A 20,962-nucleotide genomic window follows, 5' to 3' on the forward strand; every position below is an offset into this window, starting at 1 on the left:
GAGGCGGGAGAACGTGTCGTGGCTTGGGGCCGCGTCGTAATCGATCAACTGAGACCATGCCTGCCGGCGCTCCTGCGCAAACAGGGAAAACTCGGTCGCCGAGCTCGCACCGCACAGGCTTGCGGCGATCATCATCACGATCAGATCGCCAAGCCGATGACTGATATTGGCGCCGCGCGGGTCCGGCACCACTCCAAAACAACCCTCGAGACAGGACATAGCAGTTTCCTTCAAAAAACTGCTGTCTCAAAGAATCCCTTTCACGCAACCATGCAACAAAAAATCCCATATGCGATTCCCCTGCCCTCGCCCCGGAGGGGAGAGGGTGGCGCGTATGCGCCGGGTGAGGGGAAACAGCGCTTCCTCAAAACACGATGCCGGAGAAGTTGGAGGCCCCTACAGCGCCGCCGCCAGGTCCCCGGCCCGCGCGCCCGTAAGCCGCACCCGACGCCCCGCGCCTTCCTCGGCAAAAGCCAGCCGCAAGGCATCCTTCGGCAACAGCCCTTCGCCCCGGTCAGGCCACTCTATAAGGCTCACGCCATCCTCCAGCGCCTCGTCGATGCCGAGTTCTATCAGTTCGTCGGGGTCGGAAAGCCGGTAGAGGTCGAAATGCCAGATCGGCGGATCGCCGTCATAGACCTGCACGAGCGTGAAGGTCGGGCTCGGGACTTCGAGGTCGCGAACGCCCGTCCGGGCGCGGATCAGCGCGCGGGCGAAGGTCGACTTGCCCATGCCGAGATCGCCGTCGAGCAGCAGGCAATCGCCTACCGTCAGAAGCGGCGCGAGTCGCCCGGCAAAAGCGATGGTGGCTGTTTCATCGGGAAGAAAGAAGCTGCTCATTCTGCAGCGATAATGTCAGCGGAGCGCTTCTCGCCGACGGCATCGGGAATCCGGCAGGAGACGGTGGTCCCGGCGCCGGCTTCGGAATCGATGAAGATCTTGCCGTGATGCAGGCCCACGAAACTCTCGACAATCGCAAGGCCAAGGCCCGCGCCGGCATATTGCGCCTGCCTGCCGCCCGATTCGAAGCGGGAGAACACGTTTTCGAGCGCATCGTCGCTGATGCCGGGGCCGCTATCGGTGACGGTGAAGACGAAATCGGCGTTTTCGCGCCAGCACGACAGCGCGATGATGGAACCGCGCGGCGCATAGCGGATGGCATTGCCGAGGATCTTCAGCAGCACCTGTTTCAGCCGCTGGAAATCGGCGGTGATCTCGCCGAGCTTCGGCGGCGCGGTGATTTCAAGCGTCACCCCGGTTTCCTGCAGCCGGCTCGAAATATCCTCGGCGACCGAATCGATAAGGTCGTCGAGCGACATCCGGTCGCATTCAAGCTGCAGGATGCCGGCATCGGCGGATTTCAGGTCGATCATGTCGTTGACGATCGTCATCAGCACCGAGGAGGAATTGGCGATGTGATCGACATAATTGCTCTGCCGCGCCGTCAGCGGACCGATCTCGGAGGATTTCAGCAGCTCGGCGAAGCCCATGATCGAGGTCAGCGGCGTGCGCAGCTCGTGGGAGACGTGTTCGAGGAAGGCGTTCTTGAGTTCCTCCGCCTTGCGCAGCGCGTCGTTCTTTTCCGTCAGCGCGCGCTCGACATTGACCGAATCCGTCTTGTTGACGAAGGTCAGCATGGTCTGGGCGTTGGGCAGCGGCGTCACGGCATAGTCCAGCACCACGCCGGAGGAAAGTTCCAGCCGGCCCTGGCGCGAGACCCGCTCGTCGTCAAACGAGGTGATCATCCGGGCAAACAGCCGCCAGCCCTTTGCCGCTTCCTCGTCCTTTTCGCCGATCTGCATCAGCGCGCGGATATGGGTGCCGGGCGCGGCCTCGTTCTCGCCGATCCGCCACAGGCCGAGGAAGGCCGGGTTGGAAAGCTTCAGCCGCCCGTCCGGACCGAACACCGCGACCCCTTCGGACAGATGATCGATGGTCTCGCCCTGAACCTTGACCAGCGTGTTGTATCGGGTCTTGAGCGCCACCTGCTCGGTGTGGTTTTCGAACACCCAGGTGGTGCCGCCGCGCGGATGGGCGGAGGCGAAGACGGAGAGCGTCTCGCCGCTCGGCAGATACCAGAGGTCGTTATAGGGCGCGACCGAGTGATAGACCGACAGCGCCTTGTCCTTCCACTCGCGCCACTGATGCGGCTCCGGCAGCTTGCCGTCGGCGCGCAGTCGCTCGAACAGTTCGCCATTGTCGGGGTGGCTTTCGAGAAAGCCCATATCAAGCTTCCAGAGTTTCTCGAAGGCCTGATTGTAGAATTTCAGCCGCCGGTCGGCGTCGAAGATCGCAACAGCGGTGTTGAGGTGGTTCAGCGTGTCGGCATGGCTTTCAAGCGTCTGCTCCAACGCCGTCTCGCTCGCCTGCAGGGAGGAGACGTCGATCGCGAGCCCCGCCGAGCCATCGCCGGTCGGCACTTCGGTGAGATCATAGAAGGCGCGTTCGCCGGCGGTCACCACGGGCTGACGGCCCTTGAAGGGCTCGCCGGCCCTGATCTTGCCGTCGAGTTTTTCCTGCGTGGGAGCCGACAGCAGCATGCGGTTTTCGCTGAGCGCGCTCTCGGCGTCCGTCGCTTCCACGGCTGCGGCATAGGCGCGGTTCACCCAGGTGAGCCGGCCCTCGCCATCGCGTTGCCATGCCGGCGCGTCGACGCCGTTCAAAAGCGTCTCGAACCGCGACAGCGCGGCCCTGGCGCGCTTGTGTTCCAGTTTCAGTTCGGCGAGTTCCGCCCTCAGCGATTCCAGCGCGCCGAAGCGCACATGGGCGCGCCCGCCGGTGGTGCCGCCGATCACTTCCAGCACATAGCCGCCTTTGGTTTCGGCCAGCATTTCGAAGGCCTTGGCGCGATTGCGCAAGGCGGCAATAGCGGTATCGAGCTGCTTGGTGCTGCCGGGCGACAGCCAGTCGGCGAAGGAAAGGAAGGCGTCGTCGTCTTCCGGGGCTCCCGCCTCGTCAGGCAAGGCGCCCAGAAATTCCGGCGCACTTTCAGGGCCTTCCCAGAAAATGATGCGGCGGTTCTTTTCCGCGTTCAGCGCCTTGAGATTGGAAATCCGCTCGCGCTCGGCCTCAAGCTCGGCGGCAAGGCGTTGGTTTTCAGCCTCGGTGCGGCCACGCAGGCGCATGAACCACAGCGTGGACAGCACGGTGGCCGCCAGTATCCCGCCAAAGGTCGCAAGCGCCATGACCTCGCGCGAGGAAAGCATCGGCGGCGCGGTCTCGGCGGCGAAGGTGGAGGCCGCTGTCAAGGCGAGGGCGGTGCCAGCCAGAAGCAGGCGAGATGCCTGCCGTCCAACGCGACGATGCCGCTTGTTATTGTAAGTGCCGCCCCGGCCCATCAATCCATCCGTCATTCCGGCGATCGGCGCTACGGCCGGAATCGCCATTGTGGAGCAGCGCCGTTTTGAAACGGTTGTGCCCCAAGGCATGTCATGTTCGTGAAGATCCGGCCGATTGCCGAATCGCGCCCCTTCAAAACATAGACGCTTGACGAATCCGCGAAAAGAGTCCGGCGGAAATAAAGCAAGCGCCTGCGTTCCGGCGGGCGTCTTGCCAGATTATGCGGACATGCTTTCGGAAGTCTTAAAGGGGTGGCGTCAGCCTTCAGGCGAAAGCCGGCGCCGGTCGTTCGCGCACCGTCAGATGCACCAGCGCGGAAGCAAGCCCGAGCACGATCGCGGCATACCAGATCATGTCGTAATTGCCGTAGCGGTCGAACCACGCGCCGCCGAGCCACACGCCGGTGAAGCCGCCAATCTGGTGGCTCAGGAACACGAAGCCGAACAGCGTGCCCATGGCGCGCGGGCCGAACATCACCACGATCAGCCCGCTGGTGAGCGGCACGGTGGAAAGCCACAGCCCGCCCATGAGCATGCCGAAGATCAGCACCGAGGCGGGCGTCAACGGCAGCCAGATGAAGACCAGGATGACAGCGGCCCTTGCGGCATAGATCGCCGCCAGCACATGCGGCTTGGCAAAGATATTGCCGAGTTTGGAGGCAAGCAGCGTGCCGAAGATGTTGCCGAAGCCCGCCAGCGCCAGCGCCTGCAGTCCGAGCCCGCGCAATTGCGAAGGCGACATGCCGGTGCCGGCGCAGAAATTCTGCACATAGGTCGGCAGGTGGGCGGTGATGAAAGCAAGGTGAAAGCCGCAGACGAAGAAGCCGAGCCCCAGCATCAGGAAGCTGGTGTGGCCAAAGGCCTGCCTGAGGGTCTGCGGCAGATCGATCGGCGGCGGCGCGCTTGTGCCGGGTGCCTGCTTCACCTTGAGGAAGGGGATCGCGAACGCCATCGGCAGCAGAAGCGCCGCCAGGATCGCCATCGTCATGCGCCAGTCGAAATGGGCGATCAGGAAGGCGACCAGAAACGGCAGGATCGCCTGCCCGGCCGAGCCGGAGGCAGAGGCGATGCCGAGATAGAAGCCGCGCTTTTCCGGCGGCGCGGCGCGGCCGACGACGGCAAGCACTGTCCCGAAGGCCGTGCCGGAAATGCCCATGCCCACCAGCACGCCCGCGCCCATATGCTGGGCAAAGGGCGTGGTGCCGATGATCGAAATGCCCATGCCGAGCACATAGAAGGCGAAGCCGAGCCACATCGCGCGCCGGTCGCCATATTTGTCGGCGAGCATGCCGAAAAAGGGCTGGGCAAGCCCCCACACCAGGTTCTGGATCGCAAGCGAGATCGAGAAGATCTCCAGCCGCCCGCCGAACAGATCGTTGGACAGCGGCTCGATCACCCCGCCGAGCACCGAGCGCACCCCGAAGGAGAGCGCCAGCACGAGCCCGCCGGCGACCATGATGGTGGTCATGTTCTGGGTGGTTTCCGATTGCCCGCGCATCTGTCCCTCAAACCCTCCAAAAATTCCGATCTAGCAGCGTTTCCGCCATAAGAACAGTGAATAGATTTGAAGGATAACCAAGGTTTCAGTGATGTATCGGGCCTCCCGTGCCACCTCCATTATTGTGGCTTGTAGGCCACCGCCTCGATCTCGACCAGGATATTGATCATCAGCCGCGCCTCTGTGGTCGAGCGGGCGGGGAATTTGCCCTGTTCGAAAAACGCCGAATAGGCCTTGTTGAACCGGGCGAAGTCGCGGGCGTCGTGCAGCCACACCGTGGTCTTGCAGATATCGGAGAGTTCGCAGCCGGCGAGCTTCAGCGCCTCCTCGATATTGCGCATCACCTGCGCGGTCTGGGTCTCGACGTCATGGGCGACCACCGAGCCATCGGCAAGGGTCGGCACCTGGCCGGACACGTAAACGAAATCGCCGGCCCGGACGGCAGGGCTCAGGGGTGCGGGATTGGACGCGCCGCCTTCGGCGTGAAAATACTCGATCTTGCTCATGGAAAGGCCTTTCTTCGGTTTGGCAAAATGGACCGTCATTCTCCAGCACACCTGCCACAGAAAAACCGCTTCGCGCAACGCGCCAAGGCATCGTAGCAGGGCTGCGGCCTGCTTCTCCAACGAAGGCTTTCCCGATCCCGATCCATCGGCTATGCATCGGTAAATCAAACCGAACCGGATGGAGAGACCGCATGAAACGACTTGAAGGGCGGGTGGCGCTCGTCACCGGCGGCGTCGGCGGTGTCGGCGCGGCGGTGGTGCAGGATTTTCTGACCGAGGGCGCCGCCGTCATCATCAGCGATATTCGCGCCGACAAGGTGAATGAGGCGGTCGCATCCCTCAAAGCCGAGGGACACGCCGTCGCGGGCGCGGCGGCCAGCATCACCGACTACGAGGCCTTCAAGGCTGCCGTCGATACGGCAAGCGGCGCACTGGGTCCGGTCGATATCATCGTCGCCAACGCCTTTGTCGGCGGCACCTCGCCCACGCTCGACAAGACCACGCCGGAAGGTTTCCGCCAGGATGTCGCCGACAATCTCGCCGGCACATTCAACACCGTGCGCGCGGTGATCGACGGCATGAAGGCGGCCAGCCGCGGCGCGATCGTGGTGATCGGCTCGGTCAACGGGCTCACCACCCTCGGCCAGCCTGCCTACAGCGCCGCAAAGGCAGGACTTGAAAGCCTGACGCGGACCATGGCGACCGAGTATGGCGCGCACAATATCCGCGCCAACATCATCTGCCCTGGCACGGTGCAGACGCCGGCCTGGGATGCGCGGATCGCGAAAAAGCCCGACGTGCTGGACGGGCTGACAAAATGGTATCCGCTTGGCCGCGTCGCCAAGCCCGTCGATATCGCCAAGGCGGTGACCTTCCTTGCCTCCGACGATGCCGGCTTCATCTCCGGCGTGACGCTGCCGGTCGATGGCGGACTGATGGCCGGCAATCTGCAAATGGCGCGCGAACTGACGCTGGAAGATCGCTGAGGCGATCCGCATGAGCGCGCCGCGCCGAAAGGAAATAATGTGACGTTTGAAGACCTCGAAACCCCCGCCCCGCTCGTCAATCTGGCCATTGTCGATGCCAATCTGAAGCGGATGCAGGATTATTGCGATCGCCACGGCATCAGGCTCAGGCCGCATATCAAGACCCACAAGAGCATCGCCATGGCGAAACGCCAGCTCGCGCTCAGGGCGCACGGCATCACCTGCCAGAAGCTCGGCGAGGCCGAGGTGATGGCCGATGCAGGGATCAACGACATCCTGATTTCCTATCCGCTGATCGGCAAGGCGAAGCGTCTCGCGGCCCTTGCCGCGCGGGCGAAAGTGACGGTCGCGATCGATAGCGAGCAAGCGCTCGCCACCGCCGCCGAGGCCGCCGCGCTCGCCAAGCGGGACATCGGCGTTCTCGTCGAATTCGACAGCGGCGCGAAACGCACAGGCGTGGTTCGGGTCGAGGACGCGCTGGCACTCGCCCGCAAGATCACCGATACGCCGCATCTGGCCTTTGCCGGGCTGATGACCTATCCGGCGAACGAAAATACCGTCGCCTTCGTCAACGCCGCCCGCGCCGCCTTCGATGACGCCGGCATCGCCATTCCGATGGTCTCGGGCGGCGGCACGCCGGATGCCTTCAGCGTCCATGAACTCGGCGTGATCGATGAGCTCCGCGTCGGCACCTATATCTACAACGACAGGATGATGATCGGCGCCGGCCATGCAAGCCTTGCCGATTGCGCCTTTGATGTGATCGCCACCGTGGTGAGCCGCCCGGAGGAAAACCGCGCGATCATCGATGCCGGGTCGAAGTCGCTCACCAGCGACCCTTCCGGCAAGGGCGGTCCCGGCCATGGCCTTATCCGTGCCTATCCCGATGCCGTGATCGACCGGCTGAGCGAGGAACACGGCATGGTCGACCTGTCTAACTCGGCCGCCAAACCACGGATCGGAGAACGGCTGCGGATCGTGCCCAACCATGTCTGCCCGGTGACCAATCTGCATGACGAGATCTGGGTCGAGGCCGATGGCGAGATCAGCGAATGGCCGGTGGATGCCCGCGGCCTGACGCGATAGGGGAACCAGCGTCGCGTTGGTCCCGAGACATCGGGTTCAGGCCATCGCCGCTTTCATCGCCCGGATCGCCGCGGCATCGGTGCGGCCGGGGGCGGCGCTCTCGAACCCCTGCAGCTTCAACCCTTCGGCCTGATGGCGCATCGTGCAGGAGGCATGCAGTTCGCTGACGCCCGGGATCGCCAGAAACAGATGGGCGTTTTCGGGGTTGAGCCCGCCGCCCGGCATCAGCGCGATACGGCCCTTCCCAGCCTCCGCCAGTTCGATGATCAGATCGCGGCCTTCACTGGCACGCTGTTCCTGCCCGGATGTGAGTATGCGCGGAATGCCGAGGCTTATCGCCCTCTCAAGCGCCGCAAAAGGATCGCGGGTCAGGTCAAAGGCGCGGTGGAGGGTGATATCCATGCCCTGGGCCGCCGCGATGAGGGTCGCAAGCCCGTCCGCGTCGAGATCGTGATTGCGGTCGAGCGCGCCGATCACCACGCCGGCAACACCCGCCGCCCGGCAAAAGGCGATATCGCGCAGCATGGTTTCGAACTCCCGCGCCGAATAGACGAAGCCGCCGGCGCGCGGGCGGATCAGCACATGAACGGGCACCGGCGCGGCAGCGGCAAGCTCGATCAGCCCTGCGGACGGCGTCAACCCGCCCTGGTCGAGTGCCGCGCATAATTCGATCCGGTCTGCGCCGGCTGCCACCGCCGTATCAAACCCGCCGATATCGCCAACGCAGATTTCAAGGATTGGGGTCATGAGCGTCTCCGGTCGAGAGAAAACACCAGCAGCGCGCCGGCGAACCCGGCGGCGGCGGACAAGATAGCGGTTCCCGCATAGCCGGTCACCTTGGTGCCGATCGCGAATTGCGCGGCCGCGATGCCGGCGCTCGCGAACATGTTGACGGATATCAGCGAGGCACCGAGTCCGGCCTTGTTGGCAATCAGGTTCTGCAGATAGGTCACCGGGATCGAGATGATCGCGGCCGCCCCGAGGCCGGCGATCCCGGTCAGCGCATAGGCCTGCCAGACCGCCGTGATATTGCCGAGCAGGAACAGGTAGAGCGCATAGATCACCGTGCCGACGACGAAGATCGCAAGCTGCGACACGTATCGTTCCGCATAGCCCCAGCCGATGATGAACACGATCTCGAGACCGGCGACGATGCCGACCAGCACGCCGACATCGGCAACCGCGCCGCCGGCCTGACCGGTCACGATCAGCGGCAGCACTGCGGCGTTCATATGCAGCATGGCCGTGATCAGGGTGATCGCCAGTAGGCGCAGCCACAGCCCGCGCTGCGAAAACGCCGCGAACGCCCTGAAGAAGGATTCCGCCGGCCGCACTCGCAGTGCCTCGTCCGGTTTCGCCATGCCGAAAACGAACAGCGCGAGGCAGGCGAGCGAAGCCAGACCGGCAAACAGAAAGGCGGACAACATATTGCTGTTTTCAGCGAGCGCGACGCCGACCACGCCCGGCACCAGCACCCACGAGAGCGACAAGACCGCCCTGATGCCGGAATTGACCGACGCCACCTCCGCCGAGGGCAGGCTTGCCGTTTCGGTGCGGACATTGGCGAAGAGCAGCGGATAAAGCGCCGTGAACAGCGGGATGAACGCCACCTTCGCCAGCGCGAAGCTGCCGATCGACGGCAGAAGGTAGACGCCGGTGAAGCCGACGAAACCCGAAAGGGCGCAAAGCGCCAGCATCAGCCGGTAACTGCCGAGCCGGTCGGTGAGGTTGCCGATCAGTACGCTTGCCGCCACCGAAACCAGCGCCCCCGCCGCCATCACCAACGCATAGGCCCGGTCGCTCATCCCGAGTTCCTGGATGCCGATGACCGAGAGATAGGGCGAGGTTGCAGCGCCCGCGAAGCCGAAACAGAAAACCCCCGCCGCCGATATGCGGATCGCCGGGTTTTTCAGGATAAGCGAGACTGTGTTGGACATGGGTCAGGCCGTCGGACGAGGGGCGTTTTCAGAAGATCGCGACCAGCGCAGTATCCGCAATCGCGCCGTCGCGAAAGCCTCTCTCGCTGTTGCCGGCGGGCAGCGCCGATCTCTTCTCAGCGCCGCGACGCCCATGGCTCATTCATCCTTGTGATGTGCCGCTCCACCGCTTCGAGGAGCGCGGCTCGGGCGCATAGGCGAAATCGCGCTGGAACGGGTAGCACGGCCCGCGCCGCCTCTGGTTGGGCAGGGCCTCGATATCCTGGTTGACCGCGCCATCGGTGAGCGCCATCAGGTTCGGGCTGGCGATCGGCGCGAGTTCGGGCGAGAGATAGCCGGACTTCACCACCAGCAGCCGGAAGGCTTTGGGATCAAGGCCAAGCCGGGTGAAATCCGCGATGTTGTGGTAGGGACGCCTGCGCGCCGACAACACGATGGTGATGCCCCCGGTCTCGACCACGGCCTGCCGCTCGTCGGGTCCCGCGGGATCATCGAGGCGGATGACGCGGGCCGTGGCGGTCGCCGAGGGACTTCTGTCATCGAGCGTGCCGCCGATGAAAAGGTCGAGCACCGCACCCTTGCCGGCCGCGAAACAATCCTCCACCGCAGGCCGGTCGGCGATGCCGGCAATCAGGGCATCGTCGAAGCCGCGCGCGATCAGCGCGACAAGAACGTCGGCGCGGTCGCCGACCCCACCGCCCGTGGGATTGTCGCCGGAATCGGCCAGGATGACGGGTTTCGTGTCCGCCCTCTCGGCGATCTCCAGCATCTCTTCCAGCGGGCCGGTGACGGGTCCGAAGGCGAAGTCGGCGCGGGCATCCCAATAGGAACGCGCGATTTCGGTTGCCGCCTTTTCCGCCGCCGCCCGGTCGGTTGCCGTCACCACGGCGCAGGCGGTGGCGCGTGGCTCGTCGGCCCAGACATAGCCGACCATCAGATTGGCGTCCCAGATGCCGTCGCGGGTGTCAATTGCCGGAAGCTGGCGGTAGAGCGAAGCGGCGGGCTCGTCCTCGGTCGAGGTCCGTTCGCCCGGCAAAAGCACCGGCACCGGGGCCCAGATCACGCCGGGGCGCACGCCGGTTTCAAGCGATTTCACCAGCATCGAAAACGCCCGGACCATGGTTTCGCGCACATCGATATGCGGCGCGGTGCGATAACCGGCAAAGATGTCGATCTGGTCGATAATCGTCTGGCTGACATTGCCGTGGAGATCATAGGAAACGGCGATCGGGCAATCCGGCCCGACGGTCTCACGCGCAGCCGAAATCCAGTCGGCCTCGGCATCGTCCATGCCCTCGACATTCATCGCGCCATGCATTGCAAGATAAAGCCCGTCGAGCGGCAGGCTTGCCTCAAGCCGCTTTAGGAAATCAGCCTTGAAGGTCTGATAGGTCTTGGCCGAAACCGGCCCGCCGGGCACAGCGCGGGCGTGAAGCAGCGGCAGGATTTCGACATTGTCCGCCTCCCGCAGAAAGCTGAAATAATCCGCCTTCGGCAAGGCATCGCCTGCGAGAACCCGAAAATTCTCCGCCGTCATCAGCGCCGGGTTGCCGGTCGAGCATTCGGTGTGGATGCCGCCGACAGCGATCCTGAATGTCATTGTCCGCCTCACAGTTTCGGGCTTTTGGGGGCAAGGGCTGCAAACCGCAGCCAGTTCTTGCGCGCCTTCGGCGTCCAGCCCGCCTCGGCCACCGCCGAAATGCGCGGAAAGACCAGATGGTTGAAATAGCCGCGCGACAGGAAATGCTCGCTCCAGATGCAGGACTGGACGCCGCGCATCCTGGCCTTCAGTTCCTCGGGAAATTCGCCCTCTGCCTCGTAATGATAGCTGTGCCCGGGCGGCACGGTGCCGGCCCAACTCGCGCCCGGCTCCTGAAACGCCTCGTCCTGCACCATGTCGAGATAATAGGCCTGGCCCGGCGTCATCACCACGTCGTAACCGTCTTTGGCGAGCGCGATGCCGACTTCGGGCTTCTGCCATGCCATCAGCAGCGTGCCCTCGCGCGCGACCCCGCCGCCATGGGAGACCTCGTCCCAGCCGGCAAGAGTCTTGCCGCGTTCGGCAAGCATCGTCTGGATGCGCTTCATGAAATAGGACTGCAGGCCGAACGTGCTGTCGATCTCTTCCTTTTCCATCAGCGCCCGTGCAAGCGGAGAGGCAAGCCAGGTATTGTCGGCCACCTCGTCGCCGCCGATATGGATGTAGCGGGCGGGGAACAGGTCGACCATCTCGTCGAACACCTTGCCGAGAAACACATAGGTCTCCTCGATCGCCGGGTTCAGCGCATTGTTGGGGAAGCCCTGAACCGAGTGATAGCTCTCCGGCGCCTCCTGCCCGTCGGTAAGCTCGGGAAGGGCTGCAAGCGCGGCGGTCGCATGGCCGGGAATATCGACTTCCGGGATGACATCAATGCCGAGCGCGGCCGCGTGCGACACCACGGCGCGGACATCATCCTGGCTATAGAAGCCGCGCACCGGCTCGGCGCCATTGCCAAGCTGCGGCGGCATTTTCGTGCCCGGCGCGCGGGTGGCGCCGATTTCCGTCAGCGAAGGATAAGCCTGGATCTCGAGCCGCCAGGCTTCGTCATCGGTAAGGTGCCAGTGGAAGATGTTCATCCGGTGCCAGGCGAGGATATCGAGAAGGCGCAGAAGATCGGCGGTCTCGTAGAACTGGCGCGAGACATCGAGATGGGTGCCGCGCCAGCCATATCGCGGCGCGTCCTCGATCGTGCCGGAGGCCGGAAAGCGGAAGGCCGAGCCCTTTTCGCGGGCGGCCGACAGCATCTGCGCCAGCACGGTCAGCGCGTATTGGCGGCCTGTGGCGGTCGCGGCGCGGATCGTGATCGTATCGCCGAAGCCGATGGCATAGGATTCTTTTCCCATGCTCGCATCGGTCTCGAAGACGATCGCCTGACCGCCCTCCACCGGCGCGAGGCTGAACGGCACATGGCCGCTTTCAAACAGCCTTGAAAACAGCGCGATCATGCCGTCGACGGACTTCACGGCCTCAAGGGCGCTGCCTTCCGCCGGATAAAGCGCAACCGGCGGCTCTTCGGCCGGGTCGAGCGAGAGCGCGGCCGGCCAGGGCAGGATGAACCAGGGCTCATCGATCTTTCCCTCCGGCAGCAGCGGGCGCGGGCGCTCGGCCACGCCGCCGGCCAGCATCAGGTCATCGCAGGCGACATCGATGTAGCGTTCGTCCTCAAGGATCAGAAAGGCGGACTTGGCGCCATCGGTGCGGTGCTTGGCCGGACGCGTCAGCCCCACCACCGAGAACGACCAGCTCTCGCCGGGCTGAAGCACGAGGCCTTCCGGCGCCTTGAACGCGTGGTAATTGGCGTTGCGCTCCATGAAGATCGCGTTTTCGAACTTCGAGACGCCGCTCACCCGGGTGAGCGAGGTATAGGCGAGCGAAAACCCGGAAATCGGCGCGTCGGAGAGATTGACGAGACGGAAATCGAGCGCCCCGGTGGGGTCGCCCTCAACCGGACGCCATGCATTTTCGAGACGGAATAAGGAACTGGACGCGGCGTTGGTCATGGACCCCTCATTATTTATGCGTGGTGTTGCCGCGCGAGAAAGATCAGTCGCCGAGAAGCTGACTGTCTTCCTTGTCGCGGTGAAGGACGAGTTGGGTTTTGATGTTGCGGAGCGTTGTGGCGGCATGGTCGCGGGTGCGATAGGCGACCAGATTGGCGAGAATGTCGATTGCCGCCAGATAGGCGAAACGGGTCGAGGTCGGGCGGAAGATGTTCTCGCCCTCCGGCAGGTCGATGCCGATGATGCAATCGGCAGCCTTGGCGACGATGCTGTCGCGCTGGGTCAGCGCCACCGTCTTCAGCCCCGCCCGTTTCGCGATCTCGAGCGTGCGGGCAAGCTCGTGGTTGCGGCCGGAAAACGAGGAACCGACGACGATGTCTTTCGGATCAGCGGCAGCCGTCATCATCAACTGCATCGAATGGTCGGCGCTGGCGGTGATCTGCTTGCCGAGCCGGAACAGCCGGTTCTGTAACTCCGACGCGATCATCGAGGAATTGCCGCCCGCACCGAAGGCATAGATCATCCGCGCGTCGGCGATCATGGCGGATGCCTTTTCGACCGCGTCGAGATCGAGCGCGCGATGCATCAGGAAGAGGGCGTTCTGCGCCTTGGTGACGACATCGGCGGCGACTTCGGAGGCACCCGAGCTTCTGGCTTCCGGATTGAGGTAGCGCACGCCGACATAGGCGGTCTTGGCGAGCTGGACCTTGAAATCGGCGAAGTTCTGGCAGGACAGCCGACGGCAGAACCGGGTCACCGTCGGCGCGGAAACGCCGGCGCGCTCGGCAAGCTCCACGATCGAGGCGTTGACCGCGAAATCGAAATCATTGAGCAGGATATCGCAGATGCGCTTTTCGGCCTGCGAAAACTGATCCTGCTCTTCCTGTAGAACCGCGAAAATATCCATATCCTGCGACACTCTCCCTGTGCCGGCGCCGGGCGCCGTTCCTGAATCTTCAATCAGCTTATCGGAAAGATTCAGAAAGGTCGGGCTCTTTGTTTTGACGCATCGGGTTATCGAAAAACCGGATTCCACTTTTTTGCCCGATGCTCTATGCAAATTATTTTCTTTATTCGTTGACATGGCACCATAAAAACGGAATTCTGGCTAGAGAAAATCCCCATTCACGAAAAAAATTTAGATAGACGGCCCAAAATGCGTGATCCCTTCGCCAACCCCTTCTCCGATCAGGACCGACGCGCGATCTGGGAGATGCTGGTGCCGCGCGATATCGACGCCTTTCTTGCCGCCGACTGGTCGATGGTCGCCGATGACTTCGTCTCGGTCGGCTTTTTCGCGCTCGATGCCGGGCGGCAGCGCAATCCGGATGACTGGCGGCTCGGCTTTCCCGATCTCGATCACTACCGCGATGAGTGGCTGCGCCAGGCGCAGGATTTCGCCAAGGGGCAATATGCCGACGATCCGCGCAGCGCGATCTTCAACGCGACAAGGCTGGAGGAGATCGAAATTTCCGGCGACAGCGCGCTGGTGCGCAAGAAATTCGACGGCGGCATCAAACGCGCCGATGGCGGATTTGACAGCATGAACTGGCAGACGCTTTATTATTGCCGGCGCGAGGACGGAAGCTGGAAGATCGCCGGCTTTACCGGCTACCTGCCGCATCCGTTTTAGGTCTGACAGACGGCAGGGGGAACGGATGATGCGGATTTTCACGGCGGCGCTGGCAACGGAATCGAACACGTTTTCGCCGATCTGCATCGATCGCTCTGCCTTCATCGCCTCCTTTTATGCTTCGCCCGGAACGCACCCCGATACGCCGACGCTCTGCACCGCGCCGGTCACGGTCGGCCGCCTCTTTGCCCGCGAGCGCAATTTCGAGCTGATCGAGGGCACCGCCGCCTGGGCCGATCCCGCCGGCCTCGTCAACCGCCAGGCCTATGAGGGCCTGCGCGACGAAATCCTCGGCCAGTTGCGCGCCGCGCTCCCCGTCGATGCCGTCGTGCTCGGCCTGCACGGCGCGATGGTGGCCGCCGGCTATCAGGATCCCGAGGGCGATCTTCTGACGCGTATTAGAGAGATGGTCGGACCGGACATTCTGGTCTGCGCCGAACTCGATCCGCACAGTCACCTGACGGCGAAAAGGGTCGCGGCCGCCGATTTCTTCGTCGCCTTCAAGGAATTCCCCCATACAGATTTCGTCGAACGCGCCAGCGATCTGTGGCGGATCGCGCTCGATACGCTGGAAGGCCGGGTGAAACCGGTGATGTCGGTGTTCGACTGTTGCATGATCGACGTGTTTCCCACCTCGCGCGATCCTATGCGCGGCTTCGTCGATCGGCTGATATCGCTGGAAAAGGCCGATCCGGAAATCCTGTCGCTCTCGGTGATCCACGGCTTCATGGCCGGCGACGTGCCGGAAATGGGCACCAAGATGATCGCGGTCACCGATGGCAACCGGGAGAAGGGCGAACGGCTTGCGCGCGAACTCGGCATGGCGCTGTTCGAAAAGCGCGGCACCTTCCGCATGCCGGAGATCGATGAAACCCAGGCCGTGCGGCAGGCGGTGCAATCGAAAAACCATCCGGTGGTGATCGCCGATATGTGGGACAATCCCGGCGGCGGCACGGCGGGCGACGCCACGGTGGTGCTGGCCGAATTGCTGCGCCAGGGGGCAACCAATACCGCCGTCGGCACGATCTGGGATCCGGTCGCCGTCAGCATCGCCATGGCCGCCGGCGAAGGCGCGGAAATCCCGCTGCGCATCGGCGCCAAATCGGCGCCCGGGACCGGCGCGCCGATCGATGGCATTATGCGGGTGGAAAAGATCAACCTGCACGCCGAAATGCGCTTCGGCGACAGCATCGTGCCCTTCGGCCCGGCCGTGACGGTGCGGCTTGCCGGCATAGAGATCATTCTCAACACCGTGCGCGCCCAGAGCTACGACCCCTCGCTGTTTACCGCGATGGGCATCGATCCGCTGGAAAGGGATATTCTGGTCATCAAGTCGACCAATCATTTCCACGCGGCGTTTTCGCGGATTTCCAACGAGATCATCTACTGCGCCGCCGGCACCCCCTACCCCAATAATCCGAGGCTCACCGCCTATAAATATGCACGGCGCGATATCTGGCCGATGGTGGACAATCCACATGGTCTGGATGTGGCGGAGCGCGGCGTCGGCTTGGGCTGACTTGTGGCCGGTCAACCCGCTTATGGTCCCCGACCTTGCTCCCAATATTCTCTCTCCCGTCCGGGGCGAGAGAATTGGGGGCTGTGCGGCCGTGTCCTGCCGGGTTCGGCGGAACGCCGCCTCAGAGATGCCGGCCTTCGTCCACGGGGACGATGATGCCGGTGGAGCTGGTGAGCAGCGTGGCGCAGGCGATGATGGCGCGGGCGACGTCGTCGGGCGTGGTGATCCGCTGGAGCGGCAGGGTTTTCGCCATCGCTTCCAGCTTTTCTCGCGGACGGCCAGGCACGAAGCCGGTATCGACGCCAGCGGGCGAGACCGAAAACAAGCGGATATCGGGGGCCAGCGCCTTGGCAAGGCCGATGGTGAGCGCATCGAGCCCGGCCTTGGCCGCGCAATAGGCGAGATTGCTGCCCATCCCGGTGCGTGCGGCAATCGAGGAGACATTGACCACCGCCGCGTCATGCCCGCGGGAAAGCTGCGGGCGGAAGGCGCGGACCATGGCGAAGGGGCCGCGCAGGTTCACCCGCGTGATCCTGTCGAACAGGTCGTCGGTGAGCCCGTCGAGATCACCTGCAGGCACCACCTCGGTGGCTCCGCCATTATTGACCAGCAGATCGACCGCGCCGAAACGGGTCTCGACCGCGGCGACGGCGGCGGCGATGCTCTCCGGCTCCTCGATCGCGATGCGGAGCGGCAAATGCCCCTCGCCCGGCAGCGCGGCAGCCAGCGCCTCGGCCTTTTCGCGATTGCCGTGATAGCCGATCACGATCGACGCGCCGAGCGCCGCCAGCCGTTCAGCCGTCGCACGGCCGATGCCGCCTGAAGCGCCGGTGATGACGGCGACGCGGGGCCGGACCGGCAAAATGTCGTCGCTCATGAAACCGTCTCCCAATAGGGCTTTTTCAGGTCCTGCTTCAGCACCTTGCCGCCGGAGTTGCGCGGCAGCGCGTCGCGGATTTCGACGGCGGAAATCTTCTGCATCCGGCCGAGCCGCGCATTGACCCAGTCGCGCAGCGCATCCGGATCGAGCGCCGCCCCCGCCTTCGCCACGACAAAACCGAGCGGCGTCTCGCCCCATTTTTCGCTCGGGATCGCGATCACCGCCGCTTCCAGCACGCCGGGATGCGCCAGCAGCTTCTCCTCAAGGTCCGAGGCGTAGATGTTGAAGCCGCCGGAGATGATCATGTCCTTCTTGCGGTCGAGCAGCACCAGGAACCCGTCCTCGTCGAACATGCCGATATCGCCGGTGCGATGATAGAGCGTGCCGTCCGGGTCCCGCCAGTAGAAGGCGCGGTTGGCCTCGTCATTGCGGAAATAGCCGGACATCATCATCGCCGAGCGGCCGATGATCTCGCCGCGCTCACCCTGTTTCACGTCATTGCCATTGTCGTCGATGATGCGGATCGTGTTGCCGGCGGCAGGCTTGCCGACCGTATGGGCCTTGTCGGGATAGCGCGCGGTATCGAGGATCGCGGTGCAACCGCCCTCCGTCAGCCCGTAGACCTCGAAGAAATCGCCCGGCCAGGCGTCGACAAGGGCGCGCTTGGCGGCGGCGGGCAGCGGCGCGCCGGTGGACTGCTTGACCTTGAAGGCATAGAGATCGCGCTTGCCGAAACTGTCGGCCGCGAGGATGCGCTGGTATTGCACCGGCACCAGCATTGTGTGGGTGGCGCGGAGGCTTTCGGCGAGATCGAGATAGCGTTCGGCGTCGAATTTCTGCATCAGCGCCACGCGGGCGCCGTGAAACAGCGCCGACAGCATCGGCATCAGCGTGGTGTTGGAATAGATCGGCGTGGCGAGCAGCATGGTGGAGCCGGCATCGAGCCCGAACAGCGTGCGCGCCGCCTGGCGGTAGCGCATGCGGTGGGGATGGACGATGCCCTTGGCGCGCCCGGTGGTGCCGGAGGAATAGATGATGTTGAACGGCGCATCCGGATCGGCGGTGACGGGTGCGGCAAGCGGCGCCGCCTCGTTGCGGAACGCCGCCGGCACGCCGCCCGCCGCATCGGCGTCAAGCTTCACCACGCGACCGGCATAGACCGTCGGCAGGTCATGGCCAGCCTGCACGAAGACGAGCGCCGGATCGCAATCGGCAAGCATGCCGGCAAGCGCATCGGGGTGGGCGGACGCCGGCAGCGGCACCGCGCAGCCGCCGGCGGCGATGATGGCGAGATAGGCGGTGACGAGCCCGATATCGGCCGTGCCCAGAAGCGCGATACGGCCGACATTGCCCTCGCAATGCGCCGAAAGCACACCGGCGGTCGAAAGCACCTCGTCGCGCAATTGCCCCCAGCTTGCGCTCTCGCCATTGCAGAGAAGCGCCGTGTCCCCCGGCCGGATCTCGGCATGAGCGAGAATGGCCGCGATCAGGCCGCCTTCCGCGCTCATGCGCCGTCTCCCGCCGCGTCTTCGATCAGCAGGATATGGCGCGCGACGATCGCCGGGCGTTCGGACCCCTCGAGCTCGATCACCGCGTCATTGACGATCCGCGTGCCCTTGGGGTGCGCCTCGGCTTCCACCAGCGTCAGTGCCAGGCGGATGCGGCTTCCGACCGGCACCGGCATGACGAAGCGCATCCGGTCATAGCCGTAATTGAGGCCCCGCCCGCGCCGCTCGATCCGGTAGATCTCGCGCTGCAGGCGCGGCATCAGGCCGACGAGGTAAAGCCCGTGGGCGATGGTCCTGCCGCCCGGCATCTCGCGGGCGGCGCGTTCGACATCGACATGGATCCAGTGATCGTCGCCGGTCAGCCGCGCGAATTCGGAGATCGCGTCCTGCGTCACCGCCACCCATTCGGAATGCCCGAGCCTTTGTCCGGCATGGTTTGCGAGATCACGGGCGTGTTCGACCGTCAGCATCAGTTCTCTTCCCTTTCGCGCGGCGCCATTCCGGCACGCGCCTCGTCAACAGCGAGCACCACCTTGCCGATCTGTTCGTTGCTGTCCATCAGTTGATGGGCGGCGCGGACATCGGCAAAGGCGAAGACCTTGTGGATTCGGGTGCGGATTTCGCCGCTTTCCAGTAGCGGCCAGACCTCGCGCACAAGCTCGGCGGCGATCCGGCCCTTGTAGGCAGCGGGCCGGGGGCGCAGCGTCGAGCCGGTCAGCGTCAGCCGCCGGCGCACGATCGCGCGGATATTGACCTCCGCCGTTTCGCCCTGGTGGCTGGCGATGAACACCAGCCGGCCGTCGGGCCTCAGAAGATCGAGTTGCTTCTGCGTGTAAGGTCCCGCCTGGGCATCGAGGATGACGTCGAAACCGTCGGTCAGCGCGCGAAGCTCTGCCGCCCAGTCGCCGCGATAGTTGACCGCATGCTGCGCGCCGATTTCGCGGCACACGGCAAGCTTCTCCTCGCTGCCGGCGGTGGCGAACACATTGGCATTGCGGAGCTTGCGGGCGATCTGGATCGCCGCCATGCCGACGCCGCTGGTGCCGCCCTGCACCAGCAGGCTCTCGCCTTCGGCCAAACGCGCCAGCCAGATGACGTTGTTCCAGGCGGTGAAATAGACCTCCGGCAGCGAGGCGGCCTCGATAAAGGTGAGGCCGCGCGGCACCTTCATGCACTGCAATGCCGGCACAGTGCAGAACTCGGCATAGCCGCCGCCATTGACGAGCGCGCACACCGGATCGCCTATGCTGAATCCGGTGACACCCTCGCCGATCGCGGCGATTTCGCCCGCGACATCGAGCCCCGGGATCGGCGAGGCCTCCGGCGGCGGCGGATAGAGGCCGCGCCGCTGCTGGACGTCCGGCCGGTTGACGCCGGCGGCGATCACCCGGATCAGCACCTCGCCGGGCTTCGGTTCGGGGGTCGCCCCGTCAATAATCGCGAGCACCTCCGGTCCCCCGGCGCCCTGAATTTCCACAAGCCGCATGGCTACTCCTCCCGGCATGGAGCGGCAGGCGCCGCGCCATGCGTCGTTTCAGCTTACGTCCAGTCGTGCACGACGGGGTTCGACAGATGGCCGAGCCCCTCGATCTCGATGTCGATCACACCGGAAAGCTTGTGCATATTGACCGAACGGTGGCCATTGGGGAAGTTGCCAACGCCCTTGGCCGAGGTGCCGAAGCAGATGATGTCGCCGGGCAGGAGCGTGAAATAGCGGCTCGCCTCGGCGATCACTTCCGCGACCTTGAAGCGGTAGCTTGCCGTCGAATCCACCGCGAAGGGCTCGCCGTCGAACCAGCCCTTCACCTCCAGCGCATCGGGGTTTTTGACCTCGTCGGCGGTGGTGATCCACGGGCCCATCGGGCCGAACGTGTCGGTCGCCTTGGAGCGGGTGTGGTAGACAAAATAGACGTCGTTGTCGTTTTCGTCACGGCGGTTGCGCCATTCCAGATGATGCGGGCGGATCAGGTCCTTCTCGCGGGTGGTGGCGATCGAATCCATGCCGAATTTGAGGCCGTGCGAGGTGACGTCGTTTATGATCGAGAAGCCGAAGATCGCGTCCTTCGCCTCCTCCACCGTGATCTTTTTGCAGCGCTTGCCGATGACGGCGGCGAGCTCGAGCTCCGGAATGGTCTCGCCGAAATGCTCTTCCATGATGATCGGCTTGTTGTGGCCGGTGAGGCAGGACGGGGCCTTCAGGAAGAAATTCGGCACGCCCGGATCGCGATGGGCGGATTTGCGAATGCCCATATTGTTGAAGGCGACGCCGAGCACCTTGGAGGGGCGCGGCTGCGGCGGCAACCAGTCGAGGGCGGCTTCTTCAAGCGGCTCGGCCGTGCCCTTGTCGAGCGCCGCGCGCACCTCGGCGAGCTTGCCGTCCTCGATCAGGTCGAGCATCGAACGCGGCGCTTCGCCGAGACCGGCGCTTTCATAGAGCGCGGAGAGCAGCACCGGCGCGCCGTCCTTTTGAGCGACCAATGCCGGTCGGCCCTGATGATTGATCATGCCTAGTTTCACGGGGTAACCTCCTG

19 protein-coding genes are annotated in these 20,962 nt (G+C 64.3%); 4 read left to right on the top strand and 15 right to left on the bottom strand.

Going from position 1 to position 20,962, the window contains the following annotated elements; genetic code table 11:
* The 5 genes from V6765_RS14270 to V6765_RS14290 all read right to left on the bottom strand — a co-directional run.
* Positions 1–219, bottom strand: a 219-nt coding sequence (locus V6765_RS14270; RefSeq protein WP_448429882.1) for a transposase family protein, incomplete at its 3' end; no start/stop codon positions are given.
* A 177-nt stretch (positions 220–396) separates the two neighbouring features.
* The gene (gene tsaE / locus V6765_RS14275) at positions 397–840 is read right to left on the bottom strand and encodes a tRNA (adenosine(37)-N6)-threonylcarbamoyltransferase complex ATPase subunit type 1 TsaE (protein WP_448429884.1); all 444 of its coding nucleotides are present in this window, start codon (positions 838–840) and stop codon (positions 397–399) included.
* Complete coding sequence (locus V6765_RS14280) at positions 837–3,338, bottom strand: ATP-binding protein (protein ID WP_448430901.1); 2,502 nt, start codon at positions 3,336–3,338, stop codon at positions 837–839. Before V6765_RS14280 ends, tsaE begins: the two co-directional genes overlap by 4 nt.
* A gap of 265 nt (positions 3,339–3,603) precedes the next feature.
* Positions 3,604–4,836 (bottom strand): MFS transporter, encoded by a 1,233-nt coding sequence (locus V6765_RS14285; RefSeq protein ID WP_448429886.1) that lies wholly within the window; start codon positions 4,834–4,836, stop codon positions 3,604–3,606.
* Between the two features lie 119 nt (positions 4,837–4,955).
* Positions 4,956–5,342, bottom strand: a complete 387-nt coding sequence (locus V6765_RS14290; protein ID WP_448429887.1) for a RidA family protein — start codon at positions 5,340–5,342, stop codon at positions 4,956–4,958.
* A 191-nt stretch (positions 5,343–5,533) separates the two neighbouring features.
* Between V6765_RS14290 and V6765_RS14295 the strand changes: the two genes are divergently transcribed.
* Complete coding sequence (locus V6765_RS14295; RefSeq protein ID WP_448429889.1) at positions 5,534–6,328, top strand: SDR family oxidoreductase; 795 nt, start codon at positions 5,534–5,536, stop codon at positions 6,326–6,328.
* A 39-nt stretch (positions 6,329–6,367) separates the two neighbouring features.
* Entirely contained in the window at positions 6,368–7,414 is a 1,047-nt protein-coding gene (locus tag V6765_RS14300) for an alanine racemase (RefSeq protein WP_448429891.1), read from the top strand.
* Between the two features lie 36 nt (positions 7,415–7,450).
* Here V6765_RS14300 and V6765_RS14305 read toward each other — a convergent pair whose 3' ends face one another.
* From V6765_RS14305 to V6765_RS14325, 5 genes are all read right to left on the bottom strand, one after another.
* Positions 7,451–8,161: a copper homeostasis protein CutC gene (locus tag V6765_RS14305; protein WP_448429893.1), complete on the bottom strand. Its 711-nt coding sequence runs from the start codon at positions 8,159–8,161 to the stop codon at positions 7,451–7,453.
* On the bottom strand, positions 8,158–9,351 hold the full coding sequence (locus V6765_RS14310) for an MFS transporter (RefSeq protein WP_448429895.1): 1,194 nt from the start codon (positions 9,349–9,351) through the stop codon (positions 8,158–8,160). The genes V6765_RS14305 and V6765_RS14310 overlap by 4 nt, the downstream gene beginning before the upstream one ends.
* A 142-nt stretch (positions 9,352–9,493) precedes the next feature.
* Positions 9,494–10,951, bottom strand: coding sequence for a M81 family metallopeptidase (locus V6765_RS14315; RefSeq protein ID WP_448429897.1), 1,458 nt, complete (start codon positions 10,949–10,951; stop codon positions 9,494–9,496).
* Positions 10,952–10,959: 8 nt separating this feature from the next.
* The gene (locus tag V6765_RS14320) at positions 10,960–12,891 is read right to left on the bottom strand and encodes a beta-N-acetylhexosaminidase (RefSeq protein ID WP_448429899.1); all 1,932 of its coding nucleotides are present in this window, start codon (positions 12,889–12,891) and stop codon (positions 10,960–10,962) included.
* 43 nt (positions 12,892–12,934) lie between these two features.
* The gene (locus V6765_RS14325) at positions 12,935–13,798 is read right to left on the bottom strand and encodes a MurR/RpiR family transcriptional regulator (protein WP_448429901.1); all 864 of its coding nucleotides are present in this window, start codon (positions 13,796–13,798) and stop codon (positions 12,935–12,937) included.
* A 249-nt stretch (positions 13,799–14,047) separates the two neighbouring features.
* Here V6765_RS14325 and V6765_RS14330 point away from each other — a divergent pair, with 249 nt between their 5' ends.
* On the top strand, positions 14,048–14,524 hold the full coding sequence (locus V6765_RS14330) for a hypothetical protein (protein ID WP_448429903.1): 477 nt from the start codon (positions 14,048–14,050) through the stop codon (positions 14,522–14,524).
* Positions 14,525–14,552: 28 nt separating this feature from the next.
* On the top strand, positions 14,553–16,043 hold the full coding sequence (locus V6765_RS14335) for a M81 family metallopeptidase (RefSeq protein WP_448430904.1): 1,491 nt from the start codon (positions 14,553–14,555) through the stop codon (positions 16,041–16,043).
* Between the two features lie 121 nt (positions 16,044–16,164).
* Here the strand turns inward: V6765_RS14335 and V6765_RS14340 are convergent, their stop codons facing one another.
* From V6765_RS14340 to V6765_RS14360, 5 genes are read right to left on the bottom strand one after another with little or no spacing between them, the layout of a single operon-like run.
* Positions 16,165–16,920, bottom strand: coding sequence for an SDR family NAD(P)-dependent oxidoreductase (locus tag V6765_RS14340; protein WP_448429905.1), 756 nt, complete (start codon positions 16,918–16,920; stop codon positions 16,165–16,167).
* Positions 16,917–18,431, bottom strand: a complete 1,515-nt coding sequence (locus tag V6765_RS14345; protein ID WP_448429907.1) for an AMP-binding protein — start codon at positions 18,429–18,431, stop codon at positions 16,917–16,919. The genes V6765_RS14340 and V6765_RS14345 overlap by 4 nt, the downstream gene beginning before the upstream one ends.
* Positions 18,428–18,901, bottom strand: a complete 474-nt coding sequence (locus tag V6765_RS14350) for a MaoC family dehydratase (RefSeq protein WP_448429909.1) — start codon at positions 18,899–18,901, stop codon at positions 18,428–18,430. The genes V6765_RS14345 and V6765_RS14350 overlap by 4 nt, the downstream gene beginning before the upstream one ends.
* Complete coding sequence (locus V6765_RS14355) at positions 18,901–19,917, bottom strand: NAD(P)H-quinone oxidoreductase (protein ID WP_448429911.1); 1,017 nt, start codon at positions 19,915–19,917, stop codon at positions 18,901–18,903. Before V6765_RS14355 ends, V6765_RS14350 begins: the two co-directional genes overlap by 1 nt.
* Positions 19,918–19,970: 53 nt before the next feature.
* Positions 19,971–20,948, bottom strand: a complete 978-nt coding sequence (locus V6765_RS14360; protein ID WP_448429913.1) for a fumarylacetoacetate hydrolase family protein — start codon at positions 20,946–20,948, stop codon at positions 19,971–19,973.
* Positions 20,949–20,962 lie beyond the last annotated feature (14 nt).

Source organism: Martelella sp. FOR1707, from assembly GCF_053484265.1.